6 protein-coding genes are annotated in these 12,390 nt (G+C 59.0%); 4 read left to right on the top strand and 2 right to left on the bottom strand.

Translation table 11 applies throughout. The features are described from left to right. The first annotated feature begins 373 nt into the window (after positions 1-373). The 4 genes from NZK35_RS31320 (at position 374) to NZK35_RS31305 (ending at position 6,487) form a co-directional block, all read left to right on the top strand. A complete protein-coding gene (locus tag NZK35_RS31320) occupies positions 374-871 on the top strand; it encodes a hypothetical protein (RefSeq protein WP_259636476.1) in 498 nt (165 codons plus the stop codon). A gap of 128 nt (positions 872-999) precedes the next feature. Next, positions 1,000-2,484: an efflux RND transporter periplasmic adaptor subunit gene (locus NZK35_RS31315; protein ID WP_259636475.1), complete on the top strand. Its 1,485-nt coding sequence runs from the start codon at positions 1,000-1,002 to the stop codon at positions 2,482-2,484. Between the two features lie 73 nt (positions 2,485-2,557). Further along, positions 2,558-5,917: an efflux RND transporter permease subunit gene (locus NZK35_RS31310; protein WP_259636474.1), complete on the top strand. Its 3,360-nt coding sequence runs from the start codon at positions 2,558-2,560 to the stop codon at positions 5,915-5,917. Between the two features lie 9 nt (positions 5,918-5,926). Continuing rightward, on the top strand, positions 5,927-6,487 hold the full coding sequence (locus NZK35_RS31305) for a hypothetical protein (RefSeq protein WP_259636473.1): 561 nt from the start codon (positions 5,927-5,929) through the stop codon (positions 6,485-6,487). A 724-nt stretch (positions 6,488-7,211) separates the two neighbouring features. Here NZK35_RS31305 and NZK35_RS31300 read toward each other — a convergent pair. Further along, positions 7,212-8,666, bottom strand: a complete 1,455-nt coding sequence (locus tag NZK35_RS31300) for a DUF1501 domain-containing protein (RefSeq protein WP_259636472.1) — start codon at positions 8,664-8,666, stop codon at positions 7,212-7,214. 242 nt (positions 8,667-8,908) lie between these two features. Continuing rightward, positions 8,909-12,148, bottom strand: coding sequence for a DUF1553 domain-containing protein (locus tag NZK35_RS31295; protein ID WP_259636471.1), 3,240 nt, complete (start codon positions 12,146-12,148; stop codon positions 8,909-8,911). Between the last annotated feature and the right edge of the window lie 242 nt (positions 12,149-12,390).

Below are 12,390 nucleotides of genomic sequence, written 5' to 3'. Positions count from 1 at the left end.
GCAAGGGGCCACGCGGCGCCCCTCCCTCACGCGTCGGGCTGTCATCATGGCATTAATTTCGGAACATCGACTAAATCGACAGCCCGCGAGGGGAGGACGAACGGTGAATCGCGAGTTTTACCTCAGCTGCCCGATTCGCGTCCCAAGCAGCAAAGAGAACCCTCTCCTCGCTACGCTCGACTCTCCCAGGGGGAGAGTGACGAAAACCCATTACTATCAACGGCTTGAAAACGGCACGACCTCTTTGCCGGTGCGGGCTTCGACCAACCAGTCGTTGGCGACGTCCGAGATTCGTCAGGCCGCAAAAATGACTTTACCAGGACGAACGGATTGTCGATAACAAACTAAGCCATCCACCGCAGGGATTCCGAGCGTGAACGCCACGTACAGACTTTTCACCGTCGCAGCGATGTTGCTGCACTCGATTTTCGGGTGCGGTTTCCATCACAGCTGCGCCGATGCGAAGCACGTTCACCAGGCGCACCGACAGGTTGAACCAACCGCATTGTGTGACGCTCATCACTGCCACGGGCATGCTGACACCGATCGTGACGTGATCGATCACCAGCGGGCTGCGGTGGAAATGGTGGCGGCGAGTTTCGACGACGGTTGTCAACAAACGCCCTGTCCGGGAACACCCTGTCCGCATGGCGAGACGCCGTGCTGCTCGGTGGTCCAATGCAGCTTCATCGGCTCCAGCGGATTCACGTTCTCCGTTGACGTCGGCCAGGTGGGGTTCGCTGCGGCTGACACAGACGCGTCACTGGCTCGGTCGTCACGCGGTCGCTTGTCTGTTGACGGCGTCCGATCCGGCATCGCCCCGGACGACTCTCTGTCCCGCTGCGCCCTGCATTGCTCGTGGCAGATTTGATCGCGCGAATCACTTCGCCCTTGTCAAATCATTCTTGCACTTTCATCGATCGCGATCGCAGATCGGGTTGATGATCCTCGTCATGCGTTCTTTGCGCCTGTGCGTGCCCATTCTGTGGAACCCAAAACATGCCTACGCCTCACCCGTGGCTTGCGCGATTGCGCGGTGCGTCGATCACACTCGTCGCTGTCCTCTTGACGATCGTTATTGGCATCACTGTCGGAACGAATCCGTTGTCTCGGTTTACCGGGGCCGATCCCGCGACGGCGGAAACCGACGCGGACCATGACCCGCACGAAGACCATGGCCACAGCGGGCATTCGCAAGTCGAATCGGTTGCGCTCAGCAAGCAGGCTCGGGCCAACATGGGGCTGCGAACGGCGAGGGTGGACGTGCGGCGATACACGCAATACATGGAGGTCCCGGGCGTGGTGACCCAGTGGCCTGGACGCACGCACATTGCGGTGACGAGCCCGCTGACCGGCGTGCTGAATTCGATCTTGGTTTCGCGCGGGGAACTGGTTCAAAGTGGCGCGCCGCTGTTCACGCTGAGGTTGACTCACCAAGACCTGGTCAACACCCAAGAAACGTTTCTGACGAAGCTCGGGGAACTGGATGTCGAACAGCGCGAGATCGATCGCCTGTCGTCGGTTGCGTCATCCGGTGCGATCGCCGGCAAAACGCTGTTGGCCCGTCAGTACGAGCGTGACAAGTTGATGGCGGGTGTGCGGGCCGCGCGGCAGGCGATGTTGCTGCACGGTTTGACCGAAGAGCAGATCATGCAGATCGAACGATCGCGTGTGTTGATTCGCGAGATCACGGTTTATGCTCCCCTGATTCACGAAGACGATTCGTTGCACCATGAATCGCTCGGTCACGCCAACGATCGTCTCTCCGAATCATTGACGGAGCGTTACGCATCGATGCTTCAACCGCCAGTGCAGGCGGAGGAACATCGTCACGTGGAGGCGGAGTTCCTGGTGACCGAGCTATTGGCCCGCCGCGGCGAATCGGTCGGTGCGGGCGACGAATTGGCGCAGCTGTCTGATTTCAGTCAGGTTTTGATCGAAGGGCAGGCATTCCAACGCGACGGACAGGCGTTGCGAAAAGCGGCCGATACCGGCGCCGACGTTCAAGCCATCATCGAATCGTCCGGCGAAGGGCCGGAGCTGATCGACGGGCTGAAAGTGGTCTACATCGGCACCGAAATCGATCGCCGATCACGCGCGCTACCTTTCTATGTCTCGCTGACCAATAAAGTGGAACGGACGGAACAAAACGGCAACAAACGCTATATCAGTTGGCAGTACAAACCGGGACAACGATTGACGGTTCGTCTGCCGGTTTCGCAAGTCGAGAACGCGATCGTCGTTCCCAAGGACGCCGTCGCCGAGGAAGGGGCCGAACGTTATTTGTTCGTCGAAAACGGCGACCACTTCGATCGTGTCCCCGTTTCCATCATTGCCCGCGATTCGATCAACGTCGCGATCCACAATGACGGGCAAGTCTGGCCGGGACAGGTGATCGCCGTCAGCGGCGCCCACCAATTGCAGATGGCCATGAAGAACCGGTCCGGCGGGGCGATTGATCCCCATGCCGGCCACAACCACTGACCGCCGAGCGAAAGAAGGCTCGCCCGCCAACGCCCCCTCTGCAACGGAACCGGAATTCGACCGCTCTGCGACCATGTTAGACAAAATCATCTCCTTCTCGCTCAACAACCGGCTGATCGTGCTGGCCGTTGCTGCGATCTTGCTGGTCGTCGGCGGCTACCAAACCAGACGGTTGCCGATCGACGTGTTTCCCAACTTGAATCGTCCGCGGGTGGTGGTCATCACCGAAGCCCCGGGCATGGCGCCGGAAGAAGTCGAAGCGTTGATCACGTTTCCGCTGGAAACCGCGTTCAACGGTGCCAGCGGTGTCGAAGCCGTCCGTAGCAGCAGCGGCATCGGTCTGTCGGTCATCTACGTCGAATTCGACTGGAACACCGACATCTACAACGATCGACAGGTGGTCAACGAACGACTGCAGCTTGCCAACGATCAATTGCCCGACGGCATCAAGCCGACGCTGGCCCCGATTTCGTCCATCATGGGACAGATCCTGATGTACGGAATGTGGAGTGAAGGCGGACAGACGCCGCCGATGGAAGTGCGAACGTTGGCCGATTGGGTCGTCCGCCAACGGCTGTTGACGATCCCGGGTGTGTCGCAAGTGTTCACGATGGGCGGCGGCCGGATGCAGTACCAGGTGCTGGTCGACCCCGACGCGCTGCGTTCGTTCGAGCTGACGATGCACGATGTACATACCGCCGTGGCCGAATCGAATCTGAACGCGACCGGTGGCTATCTGGATGAACGCGGGCCCAATGAGTTGCTCGTCCGGGGCTTGGGGCGAATCACCAGTTTGGACGAATTGCGGGAAATCGCAGTCACGCTACGCGAAGGTCGCGCGATCACGCTCGGTGACGTTGCCCGAGTTGTCAAAGGCGTCCAGGAAATGCGCGGCGATTCGTCGGCCTATACCCGCGACGAAAACGGAAACATCGAAGGCGGCCCGGCCGTGGTGCTGACGATCAATAAACAACCCGGAAGCGATACCCGGGCGGTCGATCGGGCGATTGAGCGAGCTTTGGAAGAACTGAAGATCGCGCTGCCGGACGACATCCGCGTTGCCAACGTCTATTCGCAGCGATCCTTCATCGACCGGGCGATCGACAACGTCGTCGAGGCGCTGGCCGACGGGGGCGTGTTGGTGCTGGTCATCCTGTTCTTGTTCCTGTTGAATTTTCGCACCACCTTCATCACACTGACCGCCATCCCGCTGTCCATCATCGCCACCGCCTGCGTCTTCGCCGCGTTTGGATTGTCAATCAACACCATGACCCTTGGCGGCTTGGCTGTCGCGATCGGTGAATTGGTTGACGACGCGATCGTCGATGTCGAAAACATCTTTCGGCGACTGAAAGAAAATCGCAACGCAGCCAATCCCCGCCCGATCTTGAACGTGGTCTACGAAGCCAGCATCGAGGTCCGCAGCAGCGTCGTGTACGGCACGGCGATCGTCGTCCTGGTCTTCATCCCACTGTTCGCACTCGAAGGCATGGAGGGCAAGCTATTTGTGCCGTTGGCGATGGGCTACGTGGTTTCATTGATTGCCTCCCTCGCCGTCTCGCTGACCGTCACACCGGTACTGGCGTCGTTGCTGTTGGTTGGTCGACGGGTGTGGCGATGGGTTTTGCCCGTTTTGTCGCTGGGCATCGCGGCTTTGATCGTTTACTGGGTGCTGCCCAGAGCCATTCATTTGCTGGCTCTGCCGATCGGCTTGCCCGGTGATGAACGTTGGTGGACGATCGGATTGACGCCGGTCATTTGGATCGTGATCGAGACACTCGAAGTTTGGCTTGGTGGCGAAACCGCCGAGGAAGGTCGGTTGCTGGAAGGGCTCAAGGGCATCGCCGGATTGGCGATCAGCCTGAGCACGCGAATGGCCGGTCCGGTGCTGGGTATCGCCGCCGTGCTGGTCGCCTTCGCGCTGGCCGCAGCGTCACAATTGGAACGTGATTTCCTGCCACCGTTCAATGAAGGTTCGGTGCAGGTCAACGCGCTGCTTGCACCTGGCACCTCGTTAGCCACCAGCAACAAAATTGGCCAGAGCGTTCAACAACGATTGATGGAAATCGACAACGTCAAATCAATCGCCCGCCGAACCGGCCGAGCGGAGTTGGACGAACATGCCGAAGGCGTCAACGTTACCGAGCTGTTTTTGGAAATCGCCGACGATGCGGACCGCGAAGACACGATCAACGAAATCAGACAGGCCATGGGTGAAATCCCCGGTGTCGTTTCGAGCACCGAACAACCGCTCGCCCACTTGATCAGCCACATGATCTCAGGGGTCAAGGCCCAGATCGGGGTCAAACTCTACGGCAACGATTTAGACGTCTTGCGAAAGAAAGCGGAAGAGATGAAACAGCGCATTTCCGGAGTGGAGGGGCTGGCGGACGTCTTGATCGAACAGCAAACCAATATTCAGCAACTGCGGATTGAACTCAATCGCAGGGCGTTGACGCAAAATGGCTTGCGTCCGGCTCACGTGATGGAAATCGTCCAAACCGCGATGAACGGAGAAGTCGTCAGTCAAGTCCTGCTCGGTCAACGCACCTTTGATCTGCTCGTCCGACTCGACGAACCGTTTCGCGAAGACGTTTCGAAATTGAAGCGGCTGGTCATCCCCTTGCCAGACGGCGGGGTGGTGCCGTTGGAGTCCGTCGCGCGGATCTATGAAAGTGGCGGTCCGAACATGATCAAACGCGAACAAGTCCGTCGGCGTATCGTCTTGCAAGCCAACGTGTCCCAGCGTGGTGTCGTCGATGTCGTCAACGACATCAAGACGCAGTTGGCCGGAATGGAGTTGGAACCGGGCTACTTTATCGAATACGGCGGACAATTTGAGAGTCAACAATCCGCTTCCCGACGACTGGCCGTGCTGTCGGTCGTCGCATTGGTCGGCATGTTCCTGGTGCTGTACACGCTGTTCGGCAACGTGAACTTCTCGTTGCAGGTCCTCGTTGCCTTGCCGACCGCGTTCATCGGAGCCGTCGCCGCGCTGGTCCTGACCGAACAAAACCTAACCGTCGCTGCGATGGTCGGTTTTATCTCGCTGTGTGGGATCGCCAGTCGCAACGGGATTCTGTTGCTGAACCATTACCTGCATCTGGTCGAGCACGAAGGCGAATCTTGGACGCGAGAGATGGTCAGGCGAGCCGGTCAGGAGCGGATGGCGCCGGTGTTGATGACGGCGCTGACCAGCGGAATCGGGTTGCTGCCGTTGGCGTTGGCCGCCGGAGAACCCGGAAAAGAAATCCTGTACCCGATTGCCACCGTGATCGTCGGCGGATTGCTGACCAGCACGCTGGCGGAGTTCTTTGTCCGCCCGGCGCTGTTCTGGACCATCGGGCTCGGTGCCGGCCGACAGATTTTGAAAGACAGATCGTCACACGTCGTGGCGACATCCACCGATGATGATTCCCCCCTCACCACTTAAGAGAACGCGATGAAAAACACTTTCACTTGCTTTTCCGTTGTCGCATTGGCCGTTTGTTTCGCCGGATGCAATCCCTCGACAAACCCACCGACTTCAGCGACCGGAGACCCCCACACCGAATCCAATGCGTCGACCGATACGCACGATGACCACGGTCATCCCGAACATGGTCCGCACGGAGGAGAACTCGTCGAACTCGGCAAAGAAGCGTTTCACGCAGAGCTGGTCCATGGTGCGGATGCGATCTCGATGTATGTCCTGGACTCTTCCGCGACGAAGCCGGTTCCCATCGCGGCCGACAAACTGGTGGTCAGTCTGAAGCACGATGGCCAAGTCGCCTCGTTCGAATTGTCGGCCAATCCCGACACAAACGATCCGCCCGAACAATCGTCGCGTTTTACCTCCGACGATGAAAAGTTGGACCAATGGCTCGATGCCGGCGCCGAAGGTGCGGTGACGATCGAGATCGAAGGCAAGTCGTATACGGGCGACGTGGCGCATGATCATGAAGGTCATGATCATGAAGGTCATGATCATGAAGGTCATGATCACGAAGGGCATGATCACTAGGCGGCGGAAACGGCTGCACTCCGGAGGGCTTCGGTGTGAAGCGTTTTTTAGCGGTAGGGCGCGAGCCCTCCGGTGTTTCGGGAACCATGAGGGACCGGAGGGCTCGCGTCCTGCCGCTAACAAGACACACTCCGTTTGTTGGCAGAGGGGAGCGTCAGCGAACCGAGTATCCCGGAGGGATTTCAGCGAGTAGCCGGAGGTCAGCGCAGCGTCACCTCCGGGAAGCTCGTCCCGGATTCCACTCGACCCCGGACGGGGTCGCAGCGAATCAATCCGCCGGCGGTGCCGCAGTCCGCCTCGCTGAAAGACTTGATCTGGGATGCTTGTTCACGCGGGGCGGCAGGCCGGGTCCGAGGGTTCTGACGCGATTTGCTGCGACACCCTCCGGGGTCGCGTCAGGCGGTGGACCGGATGTCCGGAGGTATCGCTGCGCTCACCTCCGGCTACTGGCTTTGACCCCCGTCGGGGTCATGCTACCTACGCTGACACGGAAGGAGTTAGCGGAACGGCGCGAGCCGTCCGGTTTCGGCGTTGAAAACGCGTTGCAAAACCGGAGGGTTCGCGTCCTGCCGCTAACACCTCGTAAAACGAAGGGAATCAATGCTTCACAGCGTTGCCCGGAGGGGTTGCTGCGCTTGCCTCCGGCTACTATCTGTGATCCCCTCGGGATCAAAGTAGAAGCGGTACGTGTCAGGGACGGAGGATGCGTTTCGCTGAACTCGGGCTACGCCAAAATCTCTCGGATCACGTGGCCTTCGACGTTCGTCAAACGGCGTTGGATACCGTTGTGTTCGAACGTCAAACGCTCGTGATCGAGCCCCAGCAGATGCAGAATCGTGGCGTTGAAGTCGTACAGCGGATGAACGTCCTGGACCGCTTTCTGTCCCAGTTCGTCGGTGACCCCATGGCTGACTCCCGGTTTGATACCCGCACCGGTCATCCAGCAGGTGAATCCGTCAGGGTTGTGATCGCGGCCTTTGGCGCCTTTCTGGAAAAATGGCATGCGACCGAATTCGGTGCACCAGACCACCAACGTGTCTTCCAATAAACCGCGTGACTTCATGTCTTTGATCAGCGCGGCGGTCGGCTGATCGAGGATGGCGGCGTGTTTGTCGTACTGTTCTTTCAGTTTATTGTGCCCGTCCCAATTCAGTTCCCCGCCGCTGGCATACGCACCATTGAATAACTGGACGAATCGGACGCCGCTTTCGATCAACCGCCTGGCGAGGATACAGTTGCGGGCGAACGCGGCACGAATCGGATTCGATTCGTCGTCGGCTCCATAGCTTTTCAAGACGTGGGCCGGCTCAGATTCCAACGCGGTGATTTCCGGCACGCTCAATTGCATCCGCGCGGCCAGTTCGTAGCTGGCGATCCGGGCCGCCAGCTTGTTGTCGCCGGGATGTTGATTCAAATGACGTGCGTTCATCCGCTGCAGCAAGCCTCGCGTTGCGTGATCTTCGTTGGCAGAGACGATCGGCGGGCGGAGATGACGAATCGGTTCCTTGGAGCTGAGCGGTGTGCCTTGGAATGCAGCCGGCAGAAAACCCGGTCCCCAATTGTTGGATCCATTTTGCGGGACACCGCGGGGATCGGGGATGGCCACGTATGCCGGCAAGTCTTGGTTTTCGCTGCCCAGGGCGTAGCTGGCCCAAGATCCAAGGCTGGGAAAACCGTCGAGCGGGGTTCCGGTGGAGAGAAAGTTTTCCGCCGGACCATGCGTGTTACTCTTGCTGGTCAGCGAGTGAATGAAGGCGATGTCATCGGTCAATTCCGCCAAGTGAGGAATCATGTCGCTGACCCACTTTCCCGTTTCGCCGCGTTGACGAAACTTGTATTGCGGGCGGGCCAGGTTCCCCGCCGGTCCTTGAAACGTCACCGCCGGGCCATCCTTCAGCGGCTGGCCGTCCAACTTGATCAGTTCCGGTTTGTAGTCCCAGGTTTCCAACTGGCTGACCGCTCCGGCACAGAAAATCACCACCACACGCTTTGCTTTACCCGGGAAATGACTTTCACGCGGCGCGAACGGACGCGCCGGATCGATCGCCGGTTGAGCAGCCAGCAAACGGTCCTGGGAAAGGAGATCGAGCAGCGCGATCGATCCCAGCCCGGTCGCGGCGTTGGTCAGGAACCCGCGGCGGCTGAGGAATTGGCGTCCGATGTTGGAAAGTGGTTTCATCTCGTGGTTGTGACTTGCGGAACGATCAAACGACTACTGGGCCCACGGATGGCAGCGCGAACCCACGGATTTTTTTTCACCCTGTCATCCGTGGGTTCGCGCTGCTATCCGTGGGCTGATTTTCGATGGTTAGCCCGCTAAAATTGCTGGAGTGCTTGGTGAAGATTGAATGTAAGGATTGAAGCCGTGTCGGAAACCTCCAAGACATTCGGCGGATCGCCAACGGAAATGTGGCAAGAGTACTACGGGAAAAACAAAAACTCATTGCTGTTGAACATCGCTCGGCAAAGCGTCTGCAATCCATACTCGCGGACGATCGGAAGCGCGTCGGCCAATTCATCGGGATTCGGTTCGCGATTGAATCCGATCTGGTAGGCGAGTTGGATTTGTCGACGGAGATCATCGCCTGCTTCGGTTTGCAATCGGTCTGCAAATGCAGCGGCTTGATCGATGGTGAAGCGGCTGTTGAGCAAATTGAGTGCTTGGACCGGTGTCGTGGATTCGATCCGTCGCGCCGTGCTTTGCCCCGCGTCGGGACAATCGAAGGCACCGAAAATCGCATCACGCTCACGTCGCACCTTGTGGGCATAGATCATCCGCCGCAGGCCATCACCGGTAAAGGATTCGACGGGCGTGAATCCGGACAACCCGCCGCGTTTGTTGAACAAGTTGAATCCACGGCCTCCCATTGTGAGGTTCAGCTGCCCGCTGGCGGCGAGCATGCTATCGCGGATCGCTTCCGCCTCCAGTCGTCGCAACGGGTAGCGCCACAACAATCGCGCGTCGGCGTCTTTTGCCGACGCCGACGCGTCATGTTGATTGGACTGGCGGTAGGTTGCCGACAAGCTGATCAGCCGATGCATGTGTTTGATCGACCAACCCGATCGGATAAATTCCTGGGCCAACCAATCCAACAGTTGGGGATGCGATGGCTCGGACCCGTTTCGGCCAAAGTCGTTCGGTGTGTCAACCAGCCCGGTGCCAAAGTGCCATTGCCAGATCCGATTGACCATCACGCGTGCTGTGAGACGGTTTTCTGGGCTGGCGATCCACTCCGCCAGTGCTCGGCGGCGTTCTTGTTCGGCCGTCTCCGCCGGCAGCGTCAATTCTCCGAGAGCGGCGAGCACGGCGGGGACCACCGGCTCACGCGGTTGTTCGGGATCGCCTCGATTGAGTCGATGGATGGCGTCGGGTTTGCGGAATTTGCCCGCGAACGCCAGTTTTCCTCGCTCGGCGGTTTTGATCTTGGCTTCCAGCGTTTGCTTTTCCTTGATCAAGCGAGTCGCCTGATGCGCGTCTTCGGCATTCAGACCGACGGTGGAGAACTGCCGGTCTTGTGGAGTGTCGGCGTCTGGAGCACGACGGTCGCTGGAATCGGCCACCAGTTGCCAATCTTGATCGACGGAAACTTCAATGCGGTACTCTGTGGCCAAGCGGTCTTGGAACTCTCCCAAACGATCACGGCTCCACGCGACTCGAACGATTTCCTGTGTTTCGGCAAACTCCAATTCCACCCAGCCAGCGCCGGTTTGAGCGGACATCCAACTGCGTGAGTTTCCATAACGGCCGTCGTTGATGAACCCCGGTTTGTGACGGTCCGCGACAAGCGTATCGCCGGAGGTGGACAGTTTGGTGCCCGCTGTGGCCAAGGCAATGTTTACGCCGGCACCGTTGAACACTTCCAATTCGTCGATGCACGGTTCAAGATTGTTGGTCGCCAGAACGGAAAACCGCAACCGCTTCGCTCGCACAGGCGAAAACCGATCCACGTTCATCGACGGGGAGACGGCGGCCCGTAGTGGCGGAACGTGCTTCAACGTCGTCATGGCCTCGATCGACGGTCCGGCTTCCAAGGTGTAGGCGGTGGCGAGCCGGTCGGTGTACTGTCGCTTGCGATCGCGGCTCCAAACGATCCTGTTGATCGGCATGGGCTTGGGAAGTTCAAACATCAACCAGCCGCGGCCCTTCTGATCCGACATCCAGCTCCGGGCGTTCCCGAATTGACCATCGTTGACGTGTTCGAGTTGATGGTTCGCCGAAGTTCTGCTGCCCGACGCGGTGACCTTTGTTCCATGTGAGGTGAGGGCAACGTTTTGTGATTCGCCGCCGGCGGTGAAAATTTGGAACTCGTCCACACACGGCTCGATCAATCCGAGACTCGGGTGCAGATTGGCGTCATGAATCGTAAACCGAACATACTTGGCCGTCAGCGGTTCAAACGATTCCGTGTTTTCAGCAGCGTTGGTGGAGTACGCTTCCAGAGCGCGATCGACACGCGGATGCGCCAGGGGAACGAATCGGTGCAACTGCTCGTCGATTTGGGAAACACGCTGGCGAAAACCTATGGCTTGTTGCTTCAATGCGTCGGATTCCGGAGAACGCATCTCGCGATCGGCGTACTCAACACCGGCGACAAACGCTTGCATGCTGTAATAATCTTTCGCGGAGATGGGATCGAATTTGTGGTCGTGGCATCGCGCACAACCGACGCTCAGACCGAGAAAGGTTTGCGAAACGTTATTGACGATCTCATCGAGCGAATCCTGACGCGCCAGCCGAATCGAGGGAGCGTCTTTGCCGATCTGGCCAGGCAGCAGAACCGAAGCCGTGATCAGGAACCCCGTTGCGGCATCGGCGCCCAAGGCATCGCCCACGATCTGTTCCTTGATGAAGCGATCGTAGGGCGTGTCGGCATTCATCGCCGCAATGACGTAGTCTCGATAGGGCCATGCATTCGGCCGTTCAGTGTTGACTTCGAATCCATGGGTGTCGGCATAACGCACGACGTCCAACCAATGTTGCGCCCAACGTTCGCCGTATCGGGGTGATTTGAGCAAGCGGTCGACGACTGCGGTGTAGGCGGCATCACCGCGTATGACCTGTTCCAAAAACTCGTCCACTTCCTGTCGCGTCGGGGGAAGTCCGGTCAAGTCAAATGTGACGCGGCGCAGCCACTTCACCGAGTCTGCCTCGACGGCGGGCGTCAGGCCCTGTTGTTCCAATCGAGCCAGCACAAAGCGATCGATCGCGCCGCGCGGCCAACGGACGTGTTCGACATCGGGGATTGGCGGCGACGTCATCGGATGAAACGACCAGTGATCCAGTCGGTCTTCGAGTTCCGCCAGATCAACTCCATCCGGCCAGGACGCACCTTCGTCGACCCATCGCGTCAGCGTTCGGATCTCGGTTTCCGAAAGCGGTTCGCCTCCCGGCGGCATGCGAGAATCTTCGTCTTCGCTGCTCACCAACTCGATCACCGGGCTCTCGTCCGCCTGACCCGCGATCAGGATCGGTCCCCAGCCATCGCCGCCCTTGAACGCTTCGGACTTGATGTCCAACCGCAACCCGCTCTTCTGATTCTCCGCGCCGTGGCAGGAAACGCAATGCTTCTGGAAAATCGGTTGCACGTCGCGCACAAAATCCACCTCCGACGCCAGGGTCGGGACGGATGGAAGGAGGATCAGAGCGATTCGAAGTAGCATTTTCTGCATCGGTTTCCTACCGGACGATTGTCGCACGTCTGGTTCTTCTCGCTGCCGGCGTTTGGTGGGGGATCAAGCGAAGTCGCCGAGGGGGGCAGAACCATTTTAACCGCAAACCGCCGGTCGTTGCATCTGCGACCTCACAACGGGTTGCGGCACGGATCGGCGGCAAATGAATCCTGCCCCGAATGGTACCGGTATAAGCGTTGGTGTGCAGGCTTTAGCCCAATCCCGCTAAGTTA

The organism is Stieleria sedimenti, from assembly GCF_025060895.1.
GTDB lineage: Bacteria > Planctomycetota > Planctomycetia > Pirellulales > Pirellulaceae > Stieleria > Stieleria sedimenti.
Note: the sequence above shows the minus strand (reverse complement) of the source record. Positions and strands in the feature narration are given on the sequence as shown.

Coding starts and splice junctions, on each gene's coding strand:
- NZK35_RS31315 (WP_259636475.1), top strand. CDS start 1,000: ATGCCTACGCCTCACCCGTGGCTTGCGCGATTGCGCGGTGCGTCGATC.
- NZK35_RS31310 (WP_259636474.1), top strand. CDS start 2,558: ATGTTAGACAAAATCATCTCCTTCTCGCTCAACAACCGGCTGATCGTG.
- NZK35_RS31305 (WP_259636473.1), top strand. CDS start 5,927: ATGAAAAACACTTTCACTTGCTTTTCCGTTGTCGCATTGGCCGTTTGT.
- NZK35_RS31300 (WP_259636472.1), bottom strand. CDS start 8,666: ATGAAACCACTTTCCAACATCGGACGCCAATTCCTCAGCCGCCGCGGG.
- NZK35_RS31295 (WP_259636471.1), bottom strand. CDS start 12,148: ATGCTACTTCGAATCGCTCTGATCCTCCTTCCATCCGTCCCGACCCTG.